Source organism: Flavobacterium phragmitis (assembly GCF_900112575.1).
Classification (GTDB): domain Bacteria; phylum Bacteroidota; class Bacteroidia; order Flavobacteriales; family Flavobacteriaceae; genus Flavobacterium; species Flavobacterium phragmitis.
The window spans coordinates 429,014-455,792 of sequence record NZ_FOMH01000003.1 but is presented as its reverse complement, the minus strand read 5'-3'; the positions used below and the strand labels follow the sequence as shown (position 1 = coordinate 455,792).

The window sequence follows — 26,779 nt, the reverse complement described above, 5'->3', positions numbered from 1 at the left end:
TTGAGTAATTTGGGCTGAGACAAATGTAATTAAATGTTTACAATTTCAAATCAAAAAATCAAATGCGAAAAAGTCCTCAATAACCTGTATTTTTGCAAAAAAAATAATTCCATTTGAAAACAAAACTTTTTGTAATTACACCGCCATTTACCCAACTGAATACTCCGTATCCGGCAACGGCGTATATAAAAGGTTTTCTGAATACAAAGAATATAGAATCGGTTCAGGCTGATTTGGGTATTGATGTCATTTTAGAATTGTTTTCAAAGAAAGGACTTCAAAATTTGTTTCAAGTTTCAAGTTTTAAGTTTGATGTTGTTGGAAATGAAATTTTAGATAACTCGAAACGTATTTTTGCTTTACAGGATGAGTACATCAAAACAATTGATTCTGTAATTCAGTTTTTGCAAGGAAAAAATCCAACTTTAGCCTTGCAGATTTGTCAGGAAGATTTTCTGCCCGAGGCTTCTCGTTTTGCGCAGTTGGAAGAATTGGATTGGGCTTTTGGAACAATGGGAACTCAGGATAAAGCCAAACATTTGGCTACTTTATATCTTGAAGATATTTCGGATTTTATTGTAGAATGTGTCGATGAAAATTTTGGCTTCAGCCGATATGCAGAACGTTTAGGAAGAAGTGCCAATTCGTTTGACGAATTATACGCCGAGCTTCAAAAAGAACCAACTTATATCGATTCCATTTTAATTTCACTTTTGAAAGAAAAAATTGAAACTGTAAAACCAACTTTGTTTTTAATTTCTGTTCCGTTTCCTGGAAATTTATACAGTGCATTTCGTTCGGCGCAATGGGTAAAGCAGAATAATCCTGAAATTAAGATTTCAATGGGGGGCGGTTTCCCAAATACCGAATTGCGTTCGCTTTCGGATAAACGTGTTTTTGAGTTTTTCGATTTTATTACTTTAGATGATGGTGAAGTGCCAATCGAAGAATTAATAGCTAATTTAGAAAATCCGGATTATAATTCATTTAAAAGGACTTTTCTATTGGAAAATGGGGAAGTGGTTTATAAAAATAATTCTTTAAAACACGATTACAAACAATCTCAGGTTGGAACTCCGGATTACTCCGATCTGCCTTTGGATAAATATATTTCGGTTATCGAAATTGTAAATCCGATGCACAGAATGTGGAGTGATGGACGATGGAATAAACTCACAATGGCACACGGTTGTTATTGGGGAAAATGTACTTTCTGTGATATTTCTCTAGATTACATAAAAGTTTACGAACCCGTTGCAGCAAGTTTACTTTGCGATCGAATAGAAGAATTAATTGAAAAAACAGGACAAAATGGATTCCATTTTGTGGACGAAGCGGCTCCACCAGCTTTAATGCGTGCTCTGGCGCTTGAAATTCTAAAAAGAAAACTAGCCGTAACCTGGTGGACAAATATTCGCTTTGAAAAAAGTTTTTCAAAAGATTTATGTCTGTTGCTAAAAGCTTCTGGCTGCATTGCCGTTTCTGGTGGTTTAGAAGTTGCTTCAGATCGATTACTAAAATTAATTGACAAGGGCGTTACAGTAGAACAAGTCGCAAAAGTAACTCGAAATTTCACCGAAGCGGGAATTATGGTACATGCATATTTAATGTATGGATACCCAACTCAGACGATTCAGGAAACGGTTGATAGTCTAGAAATGGTTCGCCAGCTTTTTGAAGCGGGGGTTTTGCAATCTGGATTCTGGCATCAGTTTGCTTTGACAGCTCATAGTCCGGTTGGATTGTATCCGGAACAGTTTGGCGTAACTAAGAAAACGGAAAAAATTGGAGCTTTCGCCAATAATGATATTGAATATACGGATGCAACGGGAATCAATCATGATAAATTTAGCTTTGGCTTAAAAAAATCACTCTTTAATTTCATGCACGGAATTTGTTTTGATTACGAACTGCAGGAATGGTTCGATTTTAAGATTCCGAAAACAAAAATTCATCCGGATTTTATCTTTAACGCACTTGAAGAACAAAACGATTTCAATACAAAACCAAATGCAAAAGTAGTCTGGCTTGGCGGAAAACCTTCTGCTGAAATTTTCAAAAAATCAAAAAAAGGAAGAAGCTGGGAAATGATGTCGCTTACTTTTCATGATAAAAAAGAAAGTTTCGATGTTCAGACTAGTAAAGCAGAAGGAGAATGGCTGATTTCGATTCTGTCTAAGATTTCGATTTCAAATGCTAAAAACTTTACTTTCCAGGAAGTAAAGAATGATTTCGAATCCGAATTAGAAGATTTTGAATTGTTTTGGTATTCAAAACCTGTAAATACTTTGCGTGAGTTTGGATTGTTGGTACTTTAACTAATACTCAATACATTCACCATCATTTGGTACAACCGTTTTTCCTAAAAGGCCATTGTCCGAAAGAGCATTTTTTAGTAGTAAACGAGTTGTTGGACAATGATTTAAAGCCTCTAAATGATTAGCAAAAACTTTTCCCGGAGCCAATTTGGTGAATTTCAAAATATCATCCATTCGCATTAATAAGGGCTGTCCAAAATCTAATCTTGCGGTACCGCAAGCAACAGTGGCAATGTCAGGTTTTAACTCTGTCAAAACTTTTTCGACATGTTCTGTAAAAATGGTATCAGAACTAATATAAATTGATTTTTGATCGGCCAGCTCAATATGAAATCCCATTACATTTCCCATTAATTTGGCGACAAATCCGTAACCGTGTATAGCAGGAATTCCAGTTATTTTTCCGTCGAGGAATTTTTGCGGTTCCCAATATTCTAGGGTTTGAATTACGCTCAAGCCACGTTGGACAAGTGCTTTCTCGTCTTTGGAACTACAAATTACAGGAACACTTTTTCTTCTCAAAAATACTTCACCTGCTTTATCAATATGATCCGGATGTAAATGTGTAATCAAACAATGCGTCACACGGCTTAAAATATCGCGACTGTTTTTAGGCAGTGCCACCAGTGGATTTCGTTTTGGTTTGTATCTGAAAATAGTGAAAGGAGGAATTGTTTTTCTTTTGCCTAACATTGGGTCAACTAAAATGACATGCTTTTCTGTTTCAATCACCAAAGTGGCATTTCGCAAATGATGTAATTTCATATCCAAGAAAATTAGATATTAAAAATACAAAGTTTTTCGAAAATTAATTTACAGATTTTTCTTTATTTTTAACAGGATTGTTATTATTTAAGTTTATGCATTTACAAGAAGGTTTTCATACCTATTTCATTTATATTTTGACAAATAAAGCGAAATCTGTTTTTTATGTTGGAGTTACTAATAATTTTTATTCAATAAGTTTACTTCTAGTTTGTCAATTTCGACCGAAGGGAGAAATCACACTAGGAACTCCGCAAAGTATATCGACAATCTTTGGCGATTAGCGTGTGTGATTTGCTTCCCCTGTTCGCTATCACTCGAGTCTCCTACGCTCGAAATGACAAAACGTTGTCGTTACTTTGCTTCAAAAGAAAAAAAGTTTACCCAATAGAAAACCTAAACCCAATTCCATGCAGGTTTTCTATCGAAATCCCTTCTTCGTTTGCCAGGATCTTACGGAGACGCGAAATAAAAACATCTAGACTTCTTCCCATAAAATAATCATCTGTTCCCCATAAAGAGGTTAAGATTTGTTCGCGTTTTAAAACAGAATTTTTGTGATCCAGAAAAAGTTTTAATAATTCGGCTTCACGTTGTGTCAATCCGACTTTTTCTTCATCATTAAAAAGAATAAAATTTTTGGTGTCAAACTGATATTTTCCTACCTCATAAATTGTTTTTGCAGGCGGAATATTTTTCTGAGAACGCTTTAAGAAGATTTCAATTTTCAATAATAATTCTTCAATACTAAAAGGTTTAACCAAATAATCATCGGCTCCAAGACGTAAACCTTTAATTCGGTCTTCTTTTAAAGTTTTGGCCGAAAGGAAAATAATTGGAACATCAACATCAATTTTTCGAACCGCTTCTGCCAACTCAAAACCGTCCATTTTTGGCATCATAATATCAAAAATACAGATATCGAATTCTTCCTCTTCAAAAATGTTTAAAGCTGATTTTCCGTCGGAACAATGCGTTACGTCATAATTGTTTTGTTCCAAATTATCTTTGGTTAAAAACGCAAGAGTTTCATCATCTTCTGCATAAAGTATTTTGAAGTTTCTCATTTTTTATAAGGAATAGATAAAGTTATGGTAACGCCTTTCTCCGGATTATTTTCGGCTTTTATTTTCCAGCTCTGAAGATTGCAGATTTCTTTTACATAAAACAAGCCAAGACCAAATCCGTTGACTTCGTTACTTTTTTCGTTCTGAACACGGTAAAACTTATCAAAGATAAAAGATATTTTTTTAGGATTAATCCCAATTCCATTATCATTGAACTCTAGTTTTAAACAATTGCTTTCTTCTGTGATTTTAATTTTGATTTCAGGTTTTTCATTGCAATATTTCACTGCATTATCCAATAAATTATAAACCAGATTACCAAAATGAAAAGCATCTGTATTGATTAAATATTGAGTTGATGCCGTTTCAATAGAAAGAGAAGCTTCAGGATATTTTAACTTGATGTTTTCTATAGCTTCTTCAATTATCGGAACAATCAAAATACTTTCTTTGTTGAGTTCCAAAGGAGCATAATCTGATTTCGCGATATTTAAAATCTTTTCAATATGGCTATTCAGCTTATTCCCCTGATTGATAATAATATCAGTATAAGTAAAAAGTTTTTTATCTTCTTTAATAGGCTTTTGTTCAATCAAATATTTAGAAGCAATAAGAATGGAAGCCAAAGGCGTTTTAAATTCATGCGTCATATTATTGATAAAGTCACGCTGTAATTCAGAGTATTTTTTCTGCTGTAAAAGTTTGAAAATAGAATAAACGTAAATCAGCAAAATTAAGATCAAAGCAGTCGAAAGAATAAACCAGAATCGCATCGAGCTAAACAAATAAGTCGTTTCATTCGGAAAACGAACAGCGAAATAATAAACCAGATTTTTATGTTTCGGAAAATAAACAGTCTTTTTACATTCTGATTTTTTCTTTGTAAGCGTAATATAATCACCATAAATCATTTCGTCGCTTTGGCAATTGTACATTGCGTATTCGAAATCGGTGGTGATATTCATTTTCTTGAATTCTGTTTTCAAATAGAACTCTAAAATTTCGGGTTCAAATTCATTATCAACATTTACGATATAATAGTCATTCGAAATTTTCTGTACTGGATTCTGAGCAGGAAGTTCATGATTCGTTCCTTCGTACAATTTTTTAGCCACTTCAAGCAGAGCAATATGTGCCTTCTGACTCAGTTTCTTTTGTTCGATAGTAAAAGCCTCTTTTGTCCATAGCAATTGTGCCACCAATATACTAATGATGGCTACCAATCCTAAGAGAATGATACTGTTGAGTTTATTAATTTTCAAGAATAAGCAATTTTGAGAGTGTAATATTAATCAATTTTAGCCTAAAAACAGGCGGTTAACAAGTCATTAACAAACGTTTGAAAGCGGTTAACAGCGTTTTGATTTTGTCTGAATTACCTTTGTAATATCAAAATGAACTATAAACCATTTTAATATATCCGTTATGAAAATAATTAAAATTTCGATGTTAGCTTTGGCTTTAGGCCTAATGTCTTTTTCGGCAATTGCTCCGGTAAAATCTCTAGTTTCAGAAACTGCAATTTCAGAAACTACAGCTTCTACAATTGTATGGAAAGCAGAAACAATTGATGTTGGACAAATTCCACAAGGAACTCCAAAAGCAATTGTTTATGAATTTAAAAACACTGGAAAAACTGCTGTAGTGATTACCAATGTTCAGGGTTCTTGCGGTTGTACTGCTACAGACTATACAAAAGAACCAATTCAGGCTGGTAAATCCGGAAAAATTACTGCTACTTATAATGCAGCAAACAAAGGAGCGTTTACAAAGACGGTTACTGTGACAACAAGTGCAGAAACAACTCCAAAAATCCTTACTTTAAAGGGTACGGTAATTTAAGATTTTTAATAGGTTGGTTATATGGTAAAAGCTCTAAACAAGAAATTGTTTGGGGCTTTTTGTTTTTGGAGACTTTGCGAATAATATAAAAATAGCATATCTACGATTCGCTTTTTTAAGATTTTGATTTAATAGATTTTTTTTTACTTTTAATAAAAATTCCTACTTATGAAAATTTGGTATACGCCCTTAATCGCAGTTGTTTTTCTGATTGTTTTTTCGTGTAATTCGAAAGCAGATAAGAAAGAAGAAAATGTAATAAATAAAGTTGAAAAAATCCCGGAATTAAAGCTTACTATTGATACTGTCCGCATTGCAAAGTTTTATGAAAGTTATCCAAAATTGGCAAAATTTAAAACGGATGTGACTTCCTTGTATCAAAAAAACAAATCCACTCAATTATGGCAGGATAATAAAGGGGTAGTGGAATTTGGTAACACCTTATTCAATCAGTACAAAAACTTGGATCAGGAAGGTTTAAAAGCTAATTTTCCTTATAATGAACAACTAAGTTCCGTTTTTGATAACAATGCTAATTCTAAACTTTCAAAAGAAGATACCGATTTATTGCTTTCTAATTTATATTACTATTACGGTGAAAAAGTTGGTGGTTTTGACGAAAAAACAGTGGTTTCTTTAGAATGGCTTTTACCTCGTAAAAAACTGAATTACCAAGTACTTTCAGATTCAATCTTTAAGAAATCAACCATACAGGATGATAAGAAAAAAAAGATGTTCAGCCAGTATTACAAACTTCGTGATGCGCTGAAAGAATATCGTGAAATAGAGAAAAAAGGAGGATGGAAAACAATTGAAACCGGAGAAGATTATAAAAGTCTGAAAGTAGGAGATTCATCCAATGTGATTGCTCAAATCAGAGAAAGGCTTTTTGTAACTAAAGATCTTGAGGAAGATACTAAAAGCGCGGTTTGCGATACAGTTTTAATGAAAGCCATGAAAAACTATGAATTGCGTCATGGCTATGCACCAAAAAATAGTATTTTAAAAGAACATATTACAGACTTAAATATTCCGGTTTCGGAAAGAATCAAAACCATTATTGCCAATATGGAGCGTTGCAGATGGATTGATCCCGAATTGGAAAAAGGACAGAAATACATTGAAGTGAATATTCCGGAGTTCAAATTGTATATAATTGAAGATGGAAAAATTGCTTTTACATCGGCAGTTGTTGTGGGGAAAGCCATGACAAAAACAGTTGTTTTCAGTGGAATGATGAGCAACATTGTTTTTAGTCCGTATTGGAATGTTCCGCCGAGTATTATAAAATCGGAGATAAAACCGGGAATGGCTAGAGACAAAAATTATTTGCAAAAGAAAAACTTGGAGTGGAATAATGGCTCTGTCCGTCAGCTTCCTGGGAGAAATAATTCTTTGGGATTGGTAAAGTTTTTATTTCCAAATTCAAGCAATATTTATCTGCATGATACACCGTCAAAAAGTTTATTTGAAAGAGAAAGCAGAGCTTTCAGTCACGGTTGCGTTCGTGTAGCAAAACCAAGAGAATTGGCAATTGAGTTATTAAAACCAGATCCAGCTTGGAATCCAGCACGAATTGATAAAGCCATGCATGCCGGAAAAGAAAGCTGGTATACTTTGAAGAAAAAAGTTCCGGTTTATATTGGTTATTTTACGGCTTGGGTAGATCGTGACGGACAACTAAATTTCTATAAAGATATTTACCAAAGAGACGAGAGTTTACTAAAGCTCTTAACCGAAGAATAAAAGTTGATCTCACGCAGATTTGAAAAGATTTAAGCAGATGTTCACAGATTTATTTATTGAAGTGAGCAAAAGATCTAATTAAATCTGCTATAATCTGCAAAATCTGCGTGAAAAAATAATAATAAAACTATTTAGCCAAAACATCAACACATTTATAAAACCGTTTGGTATATTACCAAAGAGACGAGAGTTTGCTAAAGCTCTTAACCGAAGAATAAAAGTTGATCTCACGCAGATTTGAAAAGATTTAAGCAGATGTTCACAGATTTATTTATTGAAGTGAGCAAAAGATCTAATTAAATCTGCTATAATCTGCAAAATCTGCGTGAAAAAATAATAATAAAACTATTTAGCCAAAACATCAACACATTTATAAAAGCGTTTGGTATAATGTTCTGTATCAAGCGCTGTTATAGTCACTTGTTGTGCTTTTCCTGAAGAGGCATGAATAAATTTGGACTGCATCCCGTTGGCTTCGCAGATGATGCCGACATGCCCCACTACATTTCTGTTTTTATATCCATAAAAAACTAAAACATCCCCCACTTTAAATTCTTCCGGTTTTAAAGCCGTTCCTAAATTTTTATAACCGCTGGAACTTCTAGGAAGTGTTTGGTTAAAGTGCTTAAAAACATAACTCACAAAACCAGAACAGTCGAAACCTTTGTTTGGATCACTGCTGGCATATTTGTAGGGAATTCCTAGATATTGTTTGGCATAAGAAATAATAGAATCACGATTTACTTCGGTCTGAATTTTAGTGTTTGGAACTACTATTTGAGGTTCTTTCTTTTTTAAAGTGAAAGAAGAAAGAAAAATAACAGGAAGTAAAAATAACAGTAGGCGTGATCTCATTTTTTTTAGTTTTATATAAATTGAAACGCTAAAGATAAACCGTTATTTTGTTTTAAAAAGCACAAAAACACCCTAAAAAGTACGAATGTGCACCATTTGGCATCCAAATGATGTGTTTATGTGGTGTTTTTTTATCGTATTTTGACATTTTAGTATCTTTCTGAATAATTCATTTCAAATATATTTGTGAATCGTATTTAGATTTAACAAATAAATTATGTTTCTCAAAAAAATAACTCTTTTAATTTCGTTTTTGCTGATTTCAGTAGTTTCGAATTCACAAACTCAAAATTCTGCTAAAACTTTCTTGTACCAAGGTCGTATTGAACAACTTCAGAACGGAAATGTTGTTTTAATAGGAACTGCTTCTTCAGTTTCGTTTAATTTCATTGGAAACGAATGTTCGATATCACTGCAAAGTGTTGACTCGTATGAACATCATAATTATGTTGATTTAGTTTTGGATGGAAAATATCTTGGGAAAATTAAAATTGAAAAAGGCCCGGCACAATCTTTTCCAATAAAAACGACTTCTTCAAATAAAGTGCATAAACTGGAAATATACAAAAATACAGAAGCACATACGGGAGGGGTTTTATTTGCAGGTACGACTGCAAAACTGACTTCAATTACAGCAAAAAAGAAAAAGAAAATAGAATTTATAGGAGATTCTATAACCTGCGCAGCGGCAAGTGATGCTGTTAATTGTGAAAAAGGGGAATATATGGATCACCATAACGGATATTATGCATATGGTCCGACGCTTTCGAGAGCAATTGATGTTGATTACCTGACAAGTTCTGTTTCAGGAATCGGAATCTACCGAAACTGGAATGATGAAAATAGAGACGAAGCCATTATGCCAGACGTTTATCAAAATTTATATCTCACAAAAGAGACTTCAAAACCGAAATATGATTTTGCTTTTCAGCCAGATATTATCAGCATTGCGTTGGGAACTAATGATTTTTCTGGTGGAGATGGCAAGAAAGAGCGTTTGCCTTTTAATGCTGAAAAATACGTTTCGAATTATATCAATTTTATAAAAATGCTTTATGAACACAATCCAAAAGCACAAATTGTAATTACAAACAGTCCAATGGTTGGTGGAGACAGAGCAGTGGTCTTTGAAGATTGTCTTAACAAAGTAAAGCAAGCTTTTGCAACAGATAAATCGCATAAACCTATTTTGATTTTTAAGTTTAAACCAATGAAACCAAATGGCTGTTTAGGACATCCAGATGTGGCAGATCAAAAAGTAATGGCAGATCAATACGGACCTTTTTTAAAAAAGCTTCTAAATGAAAAATAATATATTTAAGTTTGTTTTCTTTCTGTTGATTTCCAGTACTATGATGGCAAATGTTTCGCTTCCAAATATCTTTGGAGACAATATGGTTTTACAACGCAATTCTGAAGTGAAAATTTGGGGTTGGGCCAATCCAAAAGAAGAAATCAAATTGGTTTCGAGTTGGAATAATCAAGAATATAAAACCGTTGCCAGCAATCAGGCAAAATGGGAATTGACAATTAAAACTCCAGAAGCGGGCGGACCTTTTACGATTTCTATAAAAGGTTATAATGAAGTGGTTTTGAAAAACATTTTGATTGGGGAAGTCTGGCTTTGTTCAGGTCAGTCTAATATGGAAATGTCGGTAAGCTGGGGAATTGACGAGGGAGAAGAAGAAGCTAAAAATGCCACAAATCCGAATATCCGATTTTTTACGGTTCCGAAATTGACAGCCGAAAATCCACAGAATAATTTATTGGGAAATTGGACTGAATCAACTCCTGAAACCATGAAATATTTTAGTGCGGTTGGATACTTTTTTGCTAAACGTCTTCGCGAGGATTTAAAAAATGTTCCTATCGGATTAATTTCTTCGAATTGGGGCGGAACTCCTGCTGAAATCTGGATGTCATCTGAAGTTGTTAATAACGATCCTGTTTTATTAGAAAACGCTAAAAAACTCAATGAACAAGAATATGGACCAAGACAGCCTGGACGTGCTTACAATGCAATGATTTACCCAATTATCGGATTTAAAATTGCGGGAACGCTTTGGTATCAGGGAGAATCTAATGTTGGTTCTTTAGTTTATGATAAAACATTAGGTGCTTTAATTACATCTTGGAGAAAAGAATGGAAAGACGAATTTCCGTTTTATTATGTACAGATAGCGCCATTTAAGACCGGAAGCAATAACTTTTCGAATGTGACGGTAAGAGATTCTCAGCGAAAACTTTTGAAAGAAGTTCCGAAAACTGGAATGGTGGTAATCAGTGATATTTCGGATACGATTGATATTCATCCAAAAAATAAGAAATCGGTTGGAATTCGTTTGGCGAATTTAGCTTTGGCTGAAATTTATAAAACCAATTCTAATTTGGTTAATGGACCACTTTTTAAAACCTTTAAGATAGACAAAAATAAAGCAACCGTCTCTTTTGACTATGCAGACGGATTGTATTTTAAAGATAAAAAATCCAATCAGTTTGAAGTTGCAGGAACAGATGGAGTTTTCTATCCAGCCGAAGCTTCAATTAAAAATAACGAAGTGATTTTGACAAGTAAAAAAGTGATTTCTCCAACAAAAGTGAGATTTGCATGGGGAAACACAACGCAATCGGATTTGTTTAATAAAGCGAATTTGCCGGCTTCTTGTTTTATGACGGAATGATTTTAGATTTTAAAATGTAGATTTTCCGCATTTTTTGTCAGGCTGAGCGAAGTCGAAGTCCCACACAGAAATTCGCCAATCTTTGTCGAATTCCGAGTGTGATTTCTCCTTTCAGTCGAAATGACAAGATTGTGTCTTTTGAAACCGATTTGCGTGAGGGATTGAGGCGGTATCCTTTTGTGAAGAGAAACGGAACAAAAGATATAGCCGAAAGCCCGACCCGCCTTTTTCGGCGGGACACGCCAAAAAAAACTTAGAATCTTAGCATCTCAGAACCTCAGAATCTTAAAGAAAAAACTAACTAAACCACACTATGAAAAACAAAAAAATAATATTTATTGGGGTCTTTTCCCTTTTTACGATTGGAAATATGAATGCACAAAAAAAGCCGTATCTGGATAAAAATAAAACTGTTGAGCAGCGTATAGATTTGCTTTTGCCGTTGATGACGCTTGAGGAAAAGGTAGGACAGATGAATCAATATAATGGTTTTTGGGATGTTACGGGACCAGCACCAAAAGGTGGATCAGCCGAATTAAAATATGAACATTTAAGAAAAGGATTAGTCGGATCGATGCTGACGGTTCGTGGTGTTAAGGAAGTTCGTGCTGTTCAGAAAATTGCTGTAGAAGAAACTCGTTTGGGGATTCCGTTAATTATTGGTTTTGACGTAATACATGGCTATAAAACGTTAAGTCCGATTCCGTTGGCAGAAGCAGCGAGCTGGGATTTAGAAGCGATTAAGAAATCGGCGGCAATTGCGGCAGATGAAGCTTCGGCGTCTGGAATTAATTGGACTTTTGGACCCAATGTCGATGTGGCAAATGATGCGCGATGGGGACGTGTGATGGAAGGTGCGGGAGAAGATCCATATTTAGGAAGCAAAGTGGCTTATGCCCGAGTAAAAGGTTTTCAGGGAGAAACGGTTGCCGATTTGGCTAAAGTAAATACGATTGCGGCTTGTGCGAAACATTTTGCTGCTTATGGTTATGTTGAAGCCGGTTTGGAATATAATATTGTAGATATCAGTAACTCTAAATTGTACAATTCGGTTCTGCCACCTTTTAAAGCCACTGTTGATGCGGGAGTTCGTACATTTATGAATTCATTTAATACGTTAAATGGTGTTCCTGCAACTGGAAATGTCTTCTTGCAAAGAGATATTTTGAAAGGAAAATGGAAGTTTGACGGATTTGTAATTTCTGATTACGCTTCGATTCGCGAAATGATTGCACATGGTTATGCAAAAGACGAAGCCGATGCAACTGCAAAAGCTGTAGTTGCGGGTTCTGATATGGATATGGAATCGTATTTGTATGTGGCAAAATTGGTTGATTTGGTAAAATCAGGAAAAGTAAAAGAATCTTTGGTTGATGATGCCGTTCGCCGAATTCTTCGTGTGAAATTTGAATTGGGATTATTTGATGATCCGTACAGATATTGCGATGAAAAACGTGAAAAAGAAGTGGTTGGAAGTAAAGCCAATAATGAAGGCGTTTTGGACATGGCGAAAAAATCGATCGTTTTATTAAAGAATGAAAAGAATTTACTTCCGTTAAAGAAATCAGGACAAAAGATTGCTTTGATTGGAGCTTTGGCAAATGATAAAAACAGTCCTTTAGGAAGCTGGAGAATTGCAGCTTCTGATGATACTGCAGTTTCGGTTTTAGAAGGAATGCAACAATACAAAGACAATCAATTGGTTTTTGAAAAAGGAGCAGATTTATTAAAACAAAAAGCTACTTTCTTAACGGAAACAGTTTTCAACACCACAGACAAAAGCGGATTTGAAGCAGCAAAAACAGCCGCAAAAAATGCAGATGTTGTGGTAATGGTTTTAGGTGAATATGGTTTCCAAAGCGGTGAAGGAAGAAGCCGTACCGATTTGAATTTACCAGGCTTACAACAAGAATTATTAGAAGAAATTTATAAAGTAAATCCAAATGTGGTTTTGGTTTTAAATAACGGTCGTCCGTTGAGTATTCCGTGGGCTGCAGAGAATGTGCCGGCAATTGTAGAAGCTTGGCATTTGGGAACTCAAACTGGAAATGCTGTGGCACAGGTTTTATATGGCGATTATAACCCAAGTGGAAAACTGCCAATGTCGTTTCCAAGAAATGTGGGACAAGTGCCAATTTATTATAACAAATACAGCACAGGAAGACCAGTTGATAGTGATAAAAACGTTTTCTGGTCGCATTATATGGATGTAGAAAAAACACCTCAGTTTCCGTTTGGTTTTGGTTTAAGCTACACTAAATTCGATTATAAAAATCTGAAAATTAATAAAACTGCTTTTGCAAAAGGAGAAAAAGTTCAGGTGAGTGTTGAGGTTACAAACTCTGGAAACTATGATGGGAAAGAGGTTGTTCAATTATACATTCATGATGAATATGCAAGTATTGTGCGTCCGATAAAAGAATTGAAAGGTTTTGAATTGGTTAATCTGAAAAAAGGAGAAACTAAAACCGTAAACTTTACTTTAACGGATAAAGAATTAGGATTTTATAACAACGAGGGAACTTATTTGGTTGAACCTGGAACTTTTAAAATTATGGTTGGAGGAAGTTCTGATAAAGGTTTGCAAGGTGGTTTTGAAATAAAAGACTAAAAAGGGTTTTGCCGCGAAGGCGCTAAGAAGCAAAGGTTTTTTTTTCGCCACGAATTCACAAATTTTAAATAAATAATTCGTAAATTCGTGGCGATTTCTTTTTGTTTAAAAATCTTAGTGACTTTGTGCCTTTGTGGCAAAGCTTAGTATTTTTTCGTATTTTTAAAATCTATTAAACCTTCAACTTATAAATTAAAACAATGAAATATAACAGATGCGGGAAAAGCGGTTTGCTGCTTCCAGAGATTTCTTTAGGATTATGGCATAACTTCGGATCAGTAGATAATTTTGATAATGCAGAAAGTATTGCTGTAGAGGCTTTTGATAAAGGAATTACGCACTATGATTTAGCCAATAATTATGGGCCAGTTCCCGGTTCTGCTGAAACTAATTTTGGTAAAATTTTGTGGCATAACTTTCAGGGAAATCTGCGTGATGAAATTATTATTTCAACCAAAGCAGGTTACACTATGTGGGATGGACCTTATGGAGATTGGGGATCAAGAAAGTATTTATTGTCAAGTTTAGACCAGAGTTTAAAAAGAATGAAAGTCGATTATGTAGATATTTTTTATTCGCATCGTCCGGATCCCGAAACACCAATCGAAGAAACCATGATGGCTTTAGATTATGCTGTTAGAAGTGGAAAGGCGCTTTATGTTGGAATTAGTAATTATTCGGCAGAACAGACTCGTGTTGCGGTTGATGTTTTAAAGCAATTAGGAACGCCATGTTTGATTCACCAAGCAAAATATTCTATGTTGCAACGTTGGGTTGAAGATGGTTTATTAGATGTTTTAGAAGAAAAAGGAGTAGGTTGCATTGCTTTTTCGCCTTTGGCACAAGGACTTTTAACAGATAAATATTTAAACGGAATTCCAGAAAATTCAAGAGCCCATAATCCAAACGGACATTTGAGGGAAGATGAGGTTACGCAGGAAAGAATTCAGAAATTAATTCAGCTGAATGAAATTGCTAAAAACAGAAATCAGTCTTTGGCACAAATGGCTTTGGCTTGGCTGCAAAAAGACAAACGAATTACATCAGTTTTAATTGGGGCGAGTTCTGTAAAACAATTGTGTAATAATATTGATTGTTTGGAGAATACTGAATTTACGCATGATGAATTGAATGAGATTGAGAAGATATTAGCATAACGTTTATGTCATGAGTAACAAACCCGACAGGCTTTTTAAAACCTGTCGGTTTCCAATAATATAGGTTTTACGTTTTCGTAATTAAACCCGACAGGTTTTCAAAACCTGTCGGGTTTGAAAACTTTTAGAAGAGTTTTTTATTTAATAATCATTGCCAATCCGCCACCGCTTGCCAAATGATATTTTAGTTTCGTTGTTGAATCCACGGTTATGATTTCTTTTTTATAATCTGTTGCGGCTTTGTCGGCATTTAGGCCATCAGAGAAAATTTCAGCTTGGAATTTTTTGCCTTTTTCAAGGAAAGAAAAATCAATTGTAATGTCTTTGGGATCCCAATTTGTTATGGTACCCAAATACCAAATATTTTCTTTTTTTCTGGCAATTGAAACATATTTTCCAACTTCGCCATCAAGAGCTAGAGTTTCATCAAAAGTAGTTGGGATTTTAGCAATAAAATCGGTACTTTCCTGCTCTTTCATAAAAGCCGTTGGACTGTCGGCCATCATTTGTAAAGGAGCTTCAAAAATAGTGTAAAGCGCCAATTGGTGACATCTGGTTCCCTGACTCATAGGAGTCGAATGACTAGGTTTGAATTCGCTTTTTGTGGCGTTTCGCATCGCGCCTGGTGTGTAATCCATTGGGCCGGCAATCATTCGGATAAATGGAATGGTACAATCATAAAGCGGTACATCATCATTTGGTGTCCATTTATTATTTTCTAAACCTTTTACGCCTTCAAAATTTAAAATATTTGGATAAGTACGCTGAATTCCAGTTGGTTTGTACATTCCGTGGAAATCAATAATTAGCTTATGATTTGCTGCTTTCTGCGCAATATCATAAACGGAATTCACCATTTTGGCATCGTCACGATCTATAAAATCGACTTTAAAACCTTTTACGCCCAGTTTTGCATAATTGTCAAAAACGGCTTCTGTTTTATTATGGATTGCCATCCACGAAGCCCACAAAATAATACCGACGTTTCGTTCTTTCGCGTAAGCAATCAATTCTTCCAAATCTACATTTGGATTGTGTTTCATGATATCCGTTTCAACACTCCAGCCTTCATCTAAAACCACATATTCAACCTTGTTTTTAGAAGCAAAATCAATATAGTATTTATAAGTCTGGGTATTGATTCCTGCTTTGAAATCGACATTGTAAATATTCCAGTCGTTCCACCAATCCCAGGCCACCTTTCCAGGTTTTATCCACGAAATATCTTTTATTCTTGATGGTTCAGCCAATTTTTGAACGATATCGTTATTGGCTAAATCGGCATCATTTTGAGCAATTACAATCGCTCTCCACGGAAAAGTTCTGGTTCCTTTGGTTTTTACCAAATAATCGGCTCTTTCTGTAATTAATTTGTTGAGGAAATTAAATCCGCCATTGGTTTCTTGAGTTGGATATTTTGAAAAACGAGATTCAAAACCTGTTTTGTTTTTATTGTTGGTGATAAATAATCCTGGATAATCTTCTAAATCTGCTTCAAGGAAAACTGCTTTTTTATGGTTTTTATAATCAATTAAAAAAGGTAAAAATGCCAAAGTATCTTTAGAAAATTCACTGATTTTTTTGTTTTCATAATGCGATTCAAACGAAGAAATAAATTGATCTTTTGGATTTCTCAAATCACGAACATATGGCATTAAAGTATTGTAATCCTGATCAAAATTTAAAACTACTTCTTCTGATTTTACTGTAATCTCTTTTTTCTTTTTTGTGATAAAACGATATGCTGCTCCATCGTCAAAAACACGGAATTCAATTGCGAAATCATTTTTAAAGTTGATAGTCAATTTATTGTATTGATTTTTTACGGTCTTTTTTTTGTATAAAGGCGTTTCAAAAGAAGTATTGACGCTTTCTTTTTTTGAATTTAGGACAACTGGATTTTTTCCTAAAATAACATTTCCGTCCAAAGTCATAGTCATTTCGGAAGGTGCTAAAATCAAATCTTTTTCATGCGAAATGGACCATAAAATTTTGTCATTCACAGCAATTTTCACATCGATTTTTCCATTTGGAGAAATTATGTTGAAATCCTGTTTCTTTTGTGAAAAAGAAAAGTTTGCGAGGGTAAAACAAAAAAGAATAAATATATTTTTCATGAAGTTTTTGTTTTGGTTATTCTGTAGAGACGCACCGCAGTGCGTCTACGCCCAGTTTACGTCGCACATATTCTTTACGCATAAGACGCACTGCAGTGCGTCTCTACGAAAAACAGGTATGAATTTCATTCTATTTTTTCAATTTCAGATTATAATCTTTTACAATTTTCAATGTCGATTTATCTCCATTAAAAACCGAATTTAAGCCTTGCGGTTCTTGCGGTGGATCTGTTGTGAAAGGCTCTCCTGGATTCCATTTTCCATCAGGATGAATCGCTTTTCCTTCACCACCGTATCCCCAAAAATTGGCTGCTTGCAATGGCCCGCCATTTTTAACGCTTTCTGCAACTCTTCCGAAAATATAGCTGTAAAATTTATCTCGGTAAACAGAAGAAGCTCCCGCATTCAGATTTTCATTTTCTCTCGGAAGACCAAATTCTTCAATGATAATGGGTCTTTTTAGATTGTTGGCCACTTTGATGTGATCATCAATATATTTACCAGCATTTTCAATTGTTTTGGGCATTGTAGTTTCAGCATTGTCCGCTTTGAACCAATTCCAGTTTTTAGGCCAGATATGCATCGTTAAATAATCGATATTTGGGTTTTGGTGTGTTCTTTCAAAGATTTCCATACTGTCATTCGAACTGTTTTTTCCTTCAGAACCAGTAGAAACCAAATGATTTTTGTCTAAACTGTTAATCAGATCCACAATGTTATTCAGCCATTTTGTGAATTTTACTTCGTTTTCTATTGTAAAAAGCCTAGGCTCATTTCCAACCTGCCATGACATAATGGTATTATCTTCATTGTATTTCTTTTTAGAATAAGTATTTGTTCTTCCAATAATAAATTTAACATGATTATTTAAAGCTTCCATACAAGGTTCACAGCTGTGAAATTGCTCTGTATACGACATAAACTGAGGCCAAGTATTTGGCGGAATATTAGGAACAGGAATAGGGCCTTTACCATTCCATTCCAAATATTGCGACATTCCGCCAGACCATTCCCAGTTATTAGTTAAGTATAAAACGGCATACATATTTCGTTTTTGCATTTCATTAAGAAGGAAATCCAATCCATCCAATAAATCTTCGTCGTATTTTCCCTGCTCGTATTGCAACGCTGGGCGAACGGTAAAATCATATTTTCCGCCATCGGCACCGACTAAAATACGTAGATTATCAATTCCGTTTTTCTTCATTAAATCCAGTTCACGAATCAGTCTTTTGCGGTCGCCGATTTTCTTTGAAGCCAGCATGCTCCCGTACCAATAATTGGTTCCGATATAAGCATAGGGTTTGTCGCCTTTGTAAAACTGGTTTCCTTTTACGGTAATTTTTTCCTGTGCCTGACAAGCTATCGTAGAGAAAATCAAGGCTAAGGAAAGTGTTTTAAAAAATCTGTTTTTCATAATTTGTATTTTTTGGAGCTAAACCCGACAGGTTTTTGAAACCTGTCGGGTTTGAGTCATTATTTTGGCATTTCATACATTTTTGGCAGGGAATTCACCAAAGCTGATTTTGTTTTGAGACTGTAAGTTTTAAAATCGGTTGCATTAGAAACCGTTCCATTTGGAACATAATAACCGTCCGAATTATTATTCCAAAACATAACATAACTTATCTGAATATCATTTTTAGTTAAAGCACTGTATAATAAAGTCGAAAACCAATCGGTAACGGCAGGTGTTGTATTGGTAACACGATAACCTGTTTCGGTCAAAGCGGCGATTTTTACTTTTGCTTTAGCGTAATCCGAAAGAATTTTCAGTTTAGCATTGGCTTTGTCAGATCCTGTCTGCCCTTGATTATTAAAATCACCATAATTATCCATTCCGATAATATCGACATATTTATCACCCGGATAACGGCTTAAGTAATTGGTTTCGGTAGTATAGGAATTATCAGGAGAAAAAGCATACAGAATGTTGTGGACTCCTTTTGTGTTTTTCAAATAATCAACCGTAAACTGATAAGCTTTTTTGTATTCATCTGCTGTACAAAAATCGGCTCCCCACCAAAACCAGCTTCCATCAAATTCATGGAAAGGTCTAAAGATTACAGGAATCAATTCGCCATTGGCACCTTTTAGATTCAGAATAACTTTGGCCACTTTGTCTAGTTTCTTTTTGTACCATTCGTTATTTGCTCCTCCTGGAAGAATACTTCTAAAAGCTGTTGATTTATGTTCAGAAGTCATATCAGCAGCATAAAAAGATTCTTCTTTATTAGGCTCTCTCAAATGCCAGCTGAAGGTATTGATTATTCCTTTCGCGTAAGCGGCTTTAACATCGGCGGTAATTTTTTGTTCCTGCTGGTAGAACCAGTTGTTAGATTGTTCGTTATTGCTTTTATCGGTTATAAACATAAAATCGGATCCTAAAACAGCAGGATCAAAACCTGTATTTTTTTTGATATCTGAATCTCCTCCCGTATCCTGATAAAAACCATTGAAGGCATCTTGTTGACCTATAGCCGTTTTGGTCTGTGCTAGTCTTTTTAAATTATAGAACAGCGCTTTAGTTTCGTTTGTAGCACTTGGATCAACCATGTAAGTCGTTACATTTGATGTCGTTAAGGGATCATCTTGTGTCGGTGGATCGACTATGACTTCGTTATTGGAATCATTATCTGAAGAACATCCAACCAAAATTAAAATAGAAAAACTCAGTGCTATTATTTTCAAAAGTGATTTTTTCATCTTGGTTTATTTGGTTTCTGGAGTCAATTTTGAAAATTCTTCTTCAGAAAGTGTTGTTATTTTTATGTCGTCAAAAAATACAGTACCGTTTGTTTGCGCCAAAGCCAGCATAACTTTGATTTTTTTAGCTTCTGTGGGAACTTTTACAGCCTTTTTATAATTGATCCAATTGGTTGTTCCTTTTGCACGAGCAATTGTTTCGGAGCTAATTGATTTGTCTGCACTAGTGAGAAATTCTACAATTACGATTGCTGCTTTATAATCTTCTTTTTGATTTTCCACGCCTTCAACTTTCATCCAGGCATTGCATTCGATCGCATAAGTATTTCTTGCAAGCGGAACAGTTTGATCAAATGCTCTCCATTCTGCACCCGTAAACTGATTAATTAAGGCACTGTTTTTCCCAGATTTTCTATCATAAGGAGAAAGTGCACCATTTTCTTGTCCGTTCCAATTGGTTAAATCGTATTCAAAACCTCCATTTTTTAGGAGATTGGTTTGTGCATCAATTAGTAAAGAGGTGAGCAATAAACTAAAAAGAAAAAAATGTTTCATAACGACTTAAAATTAGAATTGAATAAAATTAATCTTGAATTCGCTGCATAAGTTCTATGCAGGCGCGTCCGTTGTGATAGGGGCATTTCCAGAATCCGGCTTTGTCTTTTTTCATTACAGTATAGTCAGGGAAAACTCCCCAAACCCATTCTCCGTTTTGCTGGTCGATTATATGTTTTTTTATGAATTTCCAGTTCCTGTAAACAATATCCAGATATTCTTCTTTTCCTGTTAATTGATAAGCGTTGTAAAAACCAATTAAGGCTTCGGCTTGAGGCCACCAATGTTTTTCAGCTATCAATTCATCTTTTTCAGGATTGTACTCGTACCACAAACCGCCATCTGTGTCTAAACCTTCTTTGGTTACTTCGGCAATTTGAACGGCATGTTTTTTATAATTTGCAATCAAAGTTTCATCACCCGAAATTTCGGCGCATTGCTGTAAAAGCCAGGCCGCTTCTATATCATGTCCGTATGAGATAACATCTGGTTTTTCTTTCCAGTTTTCATCAAAAAACAAACGTAAATGTCCTGTTTTGGTATTGATGAAATATTTCTCGATAGTTTCCAGAAGTTCGATAATAACTTCAAGCAGTTTTTCGTCTTTCCAGACTTTATATAAATTAACATAACCTTCGATAATATGAAGATGTGTATTCATGGTTTTCTTTTCGTTGGCATCTTTGGCGCTTAGGCGTAAATCTTCAATTGGTTGCCAATCTCTGGTAAAAGCTTCAAAATAACCTTTGTTGACAGGATCGTAACTGTGTTCCTGAATTTTTTGATATAGATTTTTAGCTATTTCTAGTGCTTTTTCTTCTTTCGAAATCGCATAATATTCAGATAAACCATAAATCGCAAAGGCTAGAGCATAAATCTGGTTTTTGGTGTCTTTTGGAGTTTTATCCTCATTAATACTCCAAAAAAGACCTCCAAATTGTGTGTCATAAAAATAAGCTGCAAGAAAATCAAATGCTCTCTTTGCCAGTTTTTTGTGGTTTTCGTTTTTTGTGGTTTTATAACTGGCAGAGAACGTCCAAAGAATTCGGGCATTTAAAACTGAACCTTTTTCTGCATTGGCAATAAGATGATCGTTAAAATCGATTTGTCCAACAAAACCGCCATTTTTCTCATCTACAGTTCGTTCTGACCAATAGTTTAGAATGGCATCAAGTTCTGCAGTCAGTTCCGATTTTAAAAGCTTTGATTGTAATGACACGATATTTTAAATTGTGTTATTTCTTTCGATTTGATTAATAATGGTTTGTACAGAACCTGCAGAAACAAAAGTGTCAGCAGGAGCATTGGTAACATAATCAACTAGTTTGTCTACAGTAGAAACAGCCACATGCATTCTAGTGTCTGAAGAAGCATAATACACATAAACAGTTCCATCTTTGTCTTCAATCCATCCGTTAGAAAACAAAACATTCGATACGTCGCCAACTCTTTCAATTCCTTCAGGTCCCATAAAATGTCCAGCTGGAACATGCGTAACTTTTGCAATATCATTTAAATCGGTCATGAACAAGTATAAAGTATAACGTAATCCTGCAGCGGTATTACGAACTCCGTGTGCCATATGCAACCAGCCTTTTGAAGTTTTAATTGGTGCTGGTCCCAAACCATTTTTCAATTCATAAATGGTATGATATTGTTTCCCAAAAATGATTTTTTCGTCTTTTACAATTGGATTTTTCATGTCTTCCACATAACCTAAACCTATTCCGCCTCCTGATCCAACATCGATAAAACCATCCTGCGGACGCGTGTATAAAGCATATTTTCCGTTTACAAATTCTGGATGTAGTACAACATTTCGCTGTTGACCTGTATTCGAAATTAAATCGGGTAATCTTTCCCAGTTTATTAAATCTTTAGAGCGTACAATTCCGGCATTGGCAACAGCTGAACTTGTATCGCCTTTTGGAGCTTTTGGATCTTTTCTTTCTGTACAGAAAATACCATACACATAACCGTCTTCGTGCTGGGTCAAACGCATGTCGTAGACATTTGTATCTGGATCTTCAGTCTGCGGAATTACACAAGGTTTATCCCAAAATTTGAAATTATCAATTCCGTTTGGACTTTCGGCAATCGCAAAAAACGATTTTCTGTCAATTCCTTCTACACGAACAGCCAGAAGATATTTGTCGTTCCATTTGATTGCACCAGCGTTAAAAGCGGCATTGATACCAATTCTTTCTTGCAAAAATGGATTCGTGTTTTCGTTAAAATCAAAACGCCAGTTTAAAGGAGCATGTGCTGCAGTAACAACAGGGTTTTTATAACGTTCGTATATGCCATTTCCAGCCGTTTGTTCTGGAATGTTTTTAAGCTCAATCAGCGCTTTATGTTCTTTTTCCAATGCCGATTTTCTTTCCTGAAAAGTCGCCGAAGATGTTATTGTTGTCATATAAATTGATTTCTTTATCTGTATTGTTTGTTAATTTTGATCTCTCTTTTCGTTTAAATCCTGTTCTATAATTTGTAGTTTTTCTTCTGATAAAGGGTAAAATAAAATGAATGCAACAGATATAGCCGCTGCAATTGCCGGCAGTATGCTTAACATTAATTGAATTCCGTTTTGAGTTGCCACGGTTTGCTCCACATTGGCCTGAAAACCAAAATATCCTAAAAGCCATCCCGCACCGGCACCGCCAATGGTCCAGCCGAATTTTTGCGACATTGAAGAAGCTGAAAAAACCAATCCTGTTGCTCTTCGTCCTTGTTTCCATTCCGAATAATCGGCGCTGTCAGCATACATGGACCAGATTAATGGGAAAATACAGCCTGCACAAATACTGATTAAAACCTGAAAACTCATGATTAAGAAAATATCTTCTTTTCCGAATAAATAGAAAATAAGACTTAAAATTGCTGCTAAAGCCATAGCTCCAAAAAAGGTTTTCTTTTTACCAATTTTGTTGGCAATTGGTGTAGCGATGATTACGCCAATGATGTTTGCTGCTTGTCCTAAAATCAAATAAATTGAAGTTGGTGTCATGTGAAAATCACTTCCAAAAAGTGAAAAATCAAAATTTACAGCACTACTTACGTAATATTTAAAGTAATAAACAGCAGCTCCATCACGAATAGAATTGAAAACTAATGCTCCAATTCCAGCACCAAGCAAAATCCACCAAGGTTTATTTTTCCAAAGATCTTTTAGGTCTTCTTTTAGGTTGTTTTGTTCATCTGCAATAGGTTTGATTCTTTCTTTTGTGAATGCAAAACAAGCCCAGAAAAAGATAGTTGTAATGAATCCGAAAACGGCAATTGTTGCCAGCCATCCCGATTTAGAATTGAGATTTCCTCCAAAGTAATTTACTAAAGGTTCAATTAACCAAAGCGCTAATAAACTTCCGCCAAAAGCAAAAACCATTCGATAGGAGGAAAGTGTATTTCTTTCTTTTCGATCAGAAGACATTACACCTAAAAGTGAAGCGTAAGGAACATTAATCAAAGAATAAATCATCATCATTAAAGAATAGGTAACATAGGCATAAATGATTTTGCCTTTTTCATCAAAATCAGGTGTATAGAAAGTTAATACTCCAATTACGGCAAAAGGTATAGCTACCCAAAGTAAGTAAGGTCTAAATTTTCCCCATTTGCTTTTGGTTCTGTCAGCCAGAATCCCAACAATTGGGTCAAAACAAGAATCCCAGATTCGGGTAATTAAAAACATAGTTCCTACTACGGCAGGTGCTAATCCGAAAACGTCGGTGTAGAAAAACAGTAAATACATGCTGAAAATTTTCCAGAACATAGATGAAGCAGCATCTCCAAGTCCGTAACCGATTTTTTCTTTTAAACTGATTTTGTCGTGCATTGGTTATTTTTTAAGGTTTTAATTTATTTTGGGCAGTTATTTTAATTTTTTTGGAATGTCTTTTTCAAATATAGTTTTATCTAGGTTATAAAAATCGACAAAATCTTTCTCACTTACTTGTCCAGAAAATGGTGCGTAATAATGCATTTTTTGCTCTTTTTCCTGCCAGCCATGATTTCTCCATAATAAGACATAAGAAATTTTATAATCTCCAATTGCTTTTAACAAAGTACCTGTCCACCATTTTGGATCAGGAACCGCTTCGTAACCTGCTTCAGCCAATGCGATCAATTTGTGTTTTTCAGTGCCTATTTTATTGAGAATTTTAAATTGTTTTTGAACTTCACTTATGAATTTTTCTCCATTCGGATCATTACTGTTTTGATAAGTGTCAAAACTTAAAATATCAGCATAATTATCTCCGGGATAGTTGGTTAGGAAATCGGCTTCAGTGCCAAAACTACCAGTGTTGTATACATAGATTAAATTGTGGACACCTTTTTTCTGAAGGTAGTCAAAGGTGAATTTCCAAGCCGTTTTAAACTCTTCAGGAGTACAATTTCCTTTTCCCCACCAAAACCAGCCACCAGTAAGTTCATGAAAAGGTCTGAAGAGAATTGGAATGTTTTTTCCGTTTTTATCTTTTAAAGACAGGAAGAAAACCGCGGCTTTGTCTAACCAGGAAATGAATTTTTTATGGTTTTCTGCACCAGGTAAAATTGTTTTCAACGAATTTGGAGTATGGTCCCAAGCATCTTTTCCTGTTGCAGGATTATCAAAATGCCAGCTTATGGTTGAAATGCCACCTCTTGCATTGGCCTCAATAATATATTGTTTCATTTTAGCAAAAGGAACACCGTCTATATTATTAGGACTGTCTTTCTCCAAGCCTGCAATGTCCCATCCATAAACGGCTGGGTAATCGCCAGCAACATCTTTTATATCGCTTCGTCCATCTTCATATTTCCATTTTACTCCATACGCTAAATCGTCTTGATGACCAAATAGAAAACCTTTTTGAGATAGTGTATATAAGTTTTTGTAAAGTGTTTTAGTCTCTGAAGTTGCTTTTTTATCTGAAAGTGACAAATTTGTATCACTTGGTTTTTTCTGTGATTTACAAGAAGTACCAATTAATACAACTGTTAGAAGCATGATAAAATGTTTTTTCATTATCGGATTGTTAGTTGTTATGGAGCTAAATGCTAAAGATACAATGATTTAGGTTCTGAAAATCTATTGACTATTTTGTTCGAAAATTCTTTAGCAATTTGCCTCTAAAATTATTAAAACTATAAAAAGATATTCCATTAAAAATGATTAATGTTTATTATTAAAGCTCTTTTTGAAGAAATGATAATTTATTTTTCAAAGATAATTGGATGAATATCGTGTAATTAATATTATTTTATCAATTATATATCATATTATTGCAGTCAAAAAAGAGAAATATTGCTTTCCTGGAAATAGTTTTTAAGATGAGTACTACAAAAAATTTTTATAGAGAAATTGCGCCTCTTTCAGCAGGTGATAGTTTTTTGGTTTTCGATCGTGTAAAAGACAGCTTCGATTTTCCTGTTCATTATCATCCAGAATTCGAAATAAACTTTATTTTAAACGGAAAAGGAGTGAAGAGAGTTGTGGGAGATAATATTGAAGAAATCGATAATGTCGAGCTGGTTTTGATTGGGCCAAATTTATATCATGGCTGGGAACTTAATAAATGTACTAGTAAAAAAATTCATGAGATTACGATTCAGTTTCATAACGATTTATTTCACGAATCGTTATTGTCGAGACGTATCATGAATCCAATTCGGGATATGTTTAATCGATCTATTCATGGTATTCTTTTTTCTAAAAAAACGGCTGAAGAATTGACGCCAAGGCTTGTGAGGCTCTCGAAACTAGATGGAATGGATTATTTTCTGGAAATTACTTCTCTATTATATGATCTGGCAAATTCTAGAAATCAACGTCTGCTTTCTACTTATACAGTAGACTATGATACGTTTGATGATTACGATAAAATGAAATTAGTTTACGAATATGTGCAGAAACATTTTGCTGAAAAAATTACTTTGGAAGATGTTGCCAATGTAGCCAGTATGTCTATTATTTCTTTTAATCGTTTTATTAAAAAACGTACTGGAAAAACTTTTGTGAATTATATTAATGATATCCGAATTGGTTATGCGGCACGTTGGCTGGTAGAAAAAGATATGAGTGTTTCTGAAGTGGCATTCAAATCAGGTTTTAATAATATTGCGAACTTCAATCGCAGTTTCAAAGCGACGAAAAACTGTACACCTAGTCAGTATAGAGAAGATTTTTCTGGTTTGAAACGTATTTTATAATGATACTTTTTTATCACTAACAAATATTATTTTTAACGAAAACGTTTGATTTTTGAGTTTTTGTTGTTTTTTATGTATGGTTTAGGTTCTTTTGAGGATTACCATTGAGAATAATGTAATTTTTGATGTGTTTTATTTTAATATGTGTTTTTTTATTCGTTTAAAGT

Annotated in this window: 20 protein-coding genes; 8 read left to right on the top strand and 12 right to left on the bottom strand. The window is 34.6% G+C overall.

Features of this window, described 5'->3' with window-relative positions:
- Positions 1 to 113: 113 nt before the first annotated feature.
- Positions 114 to 2,318 carry a B12-binding domain-containing radical SAM protein gene (locus BM289_RS07530; protein ID WP_091492154.1) on the top strand — a complete coding sequence of 735 codons (2,205 nt, stop codon included), beginning with the start codon at positions 114 to 116 and terminating at the stop codon, positions 2,316 to 2,318.
- Here the strand turns inward: BM289_RS07530 and BM289_RS07525 are convergent, their stop codons facing one another.
- The 3 genes from BM289_RS07525 to BM289_RS07510 form a co-directional block, all read right to left on the bottom strand.
- On the bottom strand, positions 2,319 to 3,083 hold the full coding sequence (locus BM289_RS07525) for an MBL fold metallo-hydrolase (RefSeq protein WP_091492152.1): 765 nt from the start codon (positions 3,081 to 3,083) through the stop codon (positions 2,319 to 2,321). It abuts the gene before it with no gap.
- 380 nt (positions 3,084 to 3,463) lie between these two features.
- Complete coding sequence (locus tag BM289_RS07515; protein WP_091492151.1) at positions 3,464 to 4,150, bottom strand: response regulator transcription factor; 687 nt, start codon at positions 4,148 to 4,150, stop codon at positions 3,464 to 3,466.
- The gene (locus tag BM289_RS07510; protein WP_091492150.1) at positions 4,147 to 5,412 is read right to left on the bottom strand and encodes a sensor histidine kinase; all 1,266 of its coding nucleotides are present in this window, start codon (positions 5,410 to 5,412) and stop codon (positions 4,147 to 4,149) included. The genes BM289_RS07515 and BM289_RS07510 overlap by 4 nt, the downstream gene beginning before the upstream one ends.
- 163 nt (positions 5,413 to 5,575) lie before the next feature.
- Between BM289_RS07510 and BM289_RS07505 the strand changes: the two genes are divergently transcribed.
- Both BM289_RS07505 and BM289_RS07500 read left to right on the top strand, forming a co-directional pair.
- On the top strand, positions 5,576 to 5,992 hold the full coding sequence (locus BM289_RS07505; protein WP_091492148.1) for a DUF1573 domain-containing protein: 417 nt from the start codon (positions 5,576 to 5,578) through the stop codon (positions 5,990 to 5,992).
- A gap of 168 nt (positions 5,993 to 6,160) precedes the next feature.
- Positions 6,161 to 7,738 carry a L,D-transpeptidase family protein gene (locus BM289_RS07500; RefSeq protein ID WP_091492147.1) on the top strand — a complete coding sequence of 526 codons (1,578 nt, stop codon included), beginning with the start codon at positions 6,161 to 6,163 and terminating at the stop codon, positions 7,736 to 7,738.
- A 345-nt stretch (positions 7,739 to 8,083) separates the two neighbouring features.
- On the opposite strand, the gene BM289_RS07495 is transcribed toward BM289_RS07500, so the two are convergent.
- Complete coding sequence (locus BM289_RS07495) at positions 8,084 to 8,593, bottom strand: C40 family peptidase (protein ID WP_091492145.1); 510 nt, start codon at positions 8,591 to 8,593, stop codon at positions 8,084 to 8,086.
- 217 nt (positions 8,594 to 8,810) lie between these two features.
- On the opposite strand from BM289_RS07495, the gene BM289_RS07490 reads away from it, so the two are divergent.
- From BM289_RS07490 to BM289_RS07475, 4 genes are all read left to right on the top strand, one after another.
- On the top strand, positions 8,811 to 9,905 hold the full coding sequence (locus BM289_RS07490) for an SGNH/GDSL hydrolase family protein (protein WP_091492143.1): 1,095 nt from the start codon (positions 8,811 to 8,813) through the stop codon (positions 9,903 to 9,905).
- On the top strand, positions 9,895 to 11,274 hold the full coding sequence (locus BM289_RS07485; protein WP_091492142.1) for a sialate O-acetylesterase: 1,380 nt from the start codon (positions 9,895 to 9,897) through the stop codon (positions 11,272 to 11,274). The genes BM289_RS07490 and BM289_RS07485 overlap by 11 nt, the downstream gene beginning before the upstream one ends.
- A gap of 313 nt (positions 11,275 to 11,587) precedes the next feature.
- Entirely contained in the window at positions 11,588 to 13,885 is a 2,298-nt protein-coding gene (gene bglX / locus BM289_RS07480) for a beta-glucosidase BglX (protein WP_091492140.1), read from the top strand.
- Between the two features lie 200 nt (positions 13,886 to 14,085).
- The gene (locus tag BM289_RS07475; RefSeq protein WP_091492139.1) at positions 14,086 to 15,042 is read left to right on the top strand and encodes an aldo/keto reductase; all 957 of its coding nucleotides are present in this window, start codon (positions 14,086 to 14,088) and stop codon (positions 15,040 to 15,042) included.
- 137 nt (positions 15,043 to 15,179) lie between these two features.
- On the opposite strand, the gene BM289_RS07470 is transcribed toward BM289_RS07475, so the two are convergent.
- From BM289_RS07470 to BM289_RS07435, 8 genes are all read right to left on the bottom strand, one after another.
- On the bottom strand, positions 15,180 to 17,159 hold the full coding sequence (locus BM289_RS07470) for a glycoside hydrolase family 97 protein (protein WP_091492137.1): 1,980 nt from the start codon (positions 17,157 to 17,159) through the stop codon (positions 15,180 to 15,182).
- Between the two features lie 130 nt (positions 17,160 to 17,289).
- A complete protein-coding gene (locus BM289_RS07465; RefSeq protein ID WP_091492136.1) occupies positions 17,290 to 18,576 on the bottom strand; it encodes a glycoside hydrolase 5 family protein in 1,287 nt (428 codons plus the stop codon).
- A 59-nt stretch (positions 18,577 to 18,635) separates the two neighbouring features.
- On the bottom strand, positions 18,636 to 19,865 hold the full coding sequence (locus BM289_RS07460) for a glycoside hydrolase family 26 protein (protein WP_091492134.1): 1,230 nt from the start codon (positions 19,863 to 19,865) through the stop codon (positions 18,636 to 18,638).
- Positions 19,866 to 19,871: 6 nt separating this feature from the next.
- A complete protein-coding gene (locus BM289_RS07455) occupies positions 19,872 to 20,420 on the bottom strand; it encodes a hypothetical protein (RefSeq protein WP_091492133.1) in 549 nt (182 codons plus the stop codon).
- 28 nt (positions 20,421 to 20,448) lie between these two features.
- Positions 20,449 to 21,639 carry an AGE family epimerase/isomerase gene (locus BM289_RS07450; RefSeq protein WP_091492131.1) on the bottom strand — a complete coding sequence of 397 codons (1,191 nt, stop codon included), beginning with the start codon at positions 21,637 to 21,639 and terminating at the stop codon, positions 20,449 to 20,451.
- Between the two features lie 6 nt (positions 21,640 to 21,645).
- Positions 21,646 to 22,836, bottom strand: a complete 1,191-nt coding sequence (locus BM289_RS07445) for a glycoside hydrolase family 130 protein (protein WP_091492130.1) — start codon at positions 22,834 to 22,836, stop codon at positions 21,646 to 21,648.
- 30 nt (positions 22,837 to 22,866) lie between these two features.
- On the bottom strand, positions 22,867 to 24,255 hold the full coding sequence (locus BM289_RS07440) for an MFS transporter (protein WP_091492128.1): 1,389 nt from the start codon (positions 24,253 to 24,255) through the stop codon (positions 22,867 to 22,869).
- Between the two features lie 36 nt (positions 24,256 to 24,291).
- Positions 24,292 to 25,428 carry a glycoside hydrolase family 26 protein gene (locus tag BM289_RS07435; RefSeq protein WP_167365398.1) on the bottom strand — a complete coding sequence of 379 codons (1,137 nt, stop codon included), beginning with the start codon at positions 25,426 to 25,428 and terminating at the stop codon, positions 24,292 to 24,294.
- 305 nt (positions 25,429 to 25,733) lie between these two features.
- Between BM289_RS07435 and BM289_RS07430 the strand changes: the two genes are divergently transcribed.
- Positions 25,734 to 26,612, top strand: a complete 879-nt coding sequence (locus BM289_RS07430) for an AraC family transcriptional regulator (protein WP_091492127.1) — start codon at positions 25,734 to 25,736, stop codon at positions 26,610 to 26,612.
- Positions 26,613 to 26,779: the final 167 nt, after the last annotated feature.

Excerpts from the sequence above, each read along its gene's own strand:
- BM289_RS07500 (WP_091492147.1), top strand. The coding sequence starts at position 6,161 with ATGAAAATTTGGTATACGCCCTTAATCGCAGTTGTTTTTCTGATTGTT.
- bglX (WP_091492140.1), top strand. The coding sequence starts at position 11,588 with ATGAAAAACAAAAAAATAATATTTATTGGGGTCTTTTCCCTTTTTACG.
- BM289_RS07445 (WP_091492130.1), bottom strand. The coding sequence starts at position 22,836 with ATGACAACAATAACATCTTCGGCGACTTTTCAGGAAAGAAAATCGGCA.
- BM289_RS07455 (WP_091492133.1), bottom strand. The coding sequence starts at position 20,420 with ATGAAACATTTTTTTCTTTTTAGTTTATTGCTCACCTCTTTACTAATT.
- BM289_RS07460 (WP_091492134.1), bottom strand. The coding sequence starts at position 19,865 with ATGAAAAAATCACTTTTGAAAATAATAGCACTGAGTTTTTCTATTTTA.
- BM289_RS07440 (WP_091492128.1), bottom strand. The coding sequence starts at position 24,255 with ATGCACGACAAAATCAGTTTAAAAGAAAAAATCGGTTACGGACTTGGA.
- BM289_RS07475 (WP_091492139.1), top strand. The coding sequence starts at position 14,086 with ATGAAATATAACAGATGCGGGAAAAGCGGTTTGCTGCTTCCAGAGATT.
- BM289_RS07470 (WP_091492137.1), bottom strand. The coding sequence starts at position 17,159 with ATGAAAAATATATTTATTCTTTTTTGTTTTACCCTCGCAAACTTTTCT.
- BM289_RS07495 (WP_091492145.1), bottom strand. The coding sequence starts at position 8,593 with ATGAGATCACGCCTACTGTTATTTTTACTTCCTGTTATTTTTCTTTCT.
- BM289_RS07505 (WP_091492148.1), top strand. The coding sequence starts at position 5,576 with ATGAAAATAATTAAAATTTCGATGTTAGCTTTGGCTTTAGGCCTAATG.
- BM289_RS07430 (WP_091492127.1), top strand. The coding sequence starts at position 25,734 with ATGAGTACTACAAAAAATTTTTATAGAGAAATTGCGCCTCTTTCAGCA.
- BM289_RS07465 (WP_091492136.1), bottom strand. The coding sequence starts at position 18,576 with ATGAAAAACAGATTTTTTAAAACACTTTCCTTAGCCTTGATTTTCTCT.
- BM289_RS07435 (WP_167365398.1), bottom strand. The coding sequence starts at position 25,428 with ATGAAAAAACATTTTATCATGCTTCTAACAGTTGTATTAATTGGTACT.
- BM289_RS07485 (WP_091492142.1), top strand. The coding sequence starts at position 9,895 with ATGAAAAATAATATATTTAAGTTTGTTTTCTTTCTGTTGATTTCCAGT.
- BM289_RS07490 (WP_091492143.1), top strand. The coding sequence starts at position 8,811 with ATGTTTCTCAAAAAAATAACTCTTTTAATTTCGTTTTTGCTGATTTCA.
- BM289_RS07515 (WP_091492151.1), bottom strand. The coding sequence starts at position 4,150 with ATGAGAAACTTCAAAATACTTTATGCAGAAGATGATGAAACTCTTGCG.
- BM289_RS07525 (WP_091492152.1), bottom strand. The coding sequence starts at position 3,083 with ATGAAATTACATCATTTGCGAAATGCCACTTTGGTGATTGAAACAGAA.